Origin of the sequence: Escherichia sp. AM3 (assembly GCF_032029835.1) — a bacterium.
GTDB classification, from domain to species: domain Bacteria; phylum Pseudomonadota; class Gammaproteobacteria; order Enterobacterales; family Enterobacteriaceae; genus Escherichia; species Escherichia coli.
Window position 1 is genome coordinate 1 of sequence record NZ_JAVUPQ010000554.1, and the last position, 474, is coordinate 474.

Consider the following 474-nt stretch of genomic DNA (forward strand, 5'->3'; position numbering starts at 1 on the left):
GGTGTGTACCATGCTGGAGAAGCGAGTCAGGCACAAAATTCTGTATCTCGGTTCCAAAGATGACACCCGCGATGAACAGCGTTATCAGGGGTATTGCGATGCGATGATGCTGCATAATCTTTCCCCATTACGCATGAATCCACGCGCCATCTCATCCATTCATTTAGGAATGCAGTTAATGCGTGATGCCCTTAGCGCAAACCCGGATTTAGACGGTGTATTTTGCACCAATGACGATATTGCGATGGGTGCGCTTCTGCTGTGCCGCGAGCGAAACCTCGCCGTGCCAGAACAAATTTCCATTGCGGGTTTTCATGGGCTGGAGATTGGCAGGCAAATGATCCCAAGCCTCGCCAGCGTAATTACTCCCCGTTTTGATATTGGTCGGATGGCCGCCCAAATGTTGCTGAGCAAAATTAAAAATAACGATCACAACCACAACACTGTTGACCTCGGGTATCAGATTTATCACGG

At 49.2% G+C, this 474-nt stretch carries 1 pseudogene; it reads left to right on the forward strand.

Features of this window, described 5'->3' with window-relative positions:
* Window positions 1–474: pseudogene (gene idnR, locus RTW80_RS27185) on the forward strand (DNA-binding transcriptional regulator IdnR); the annotation flags it as partial.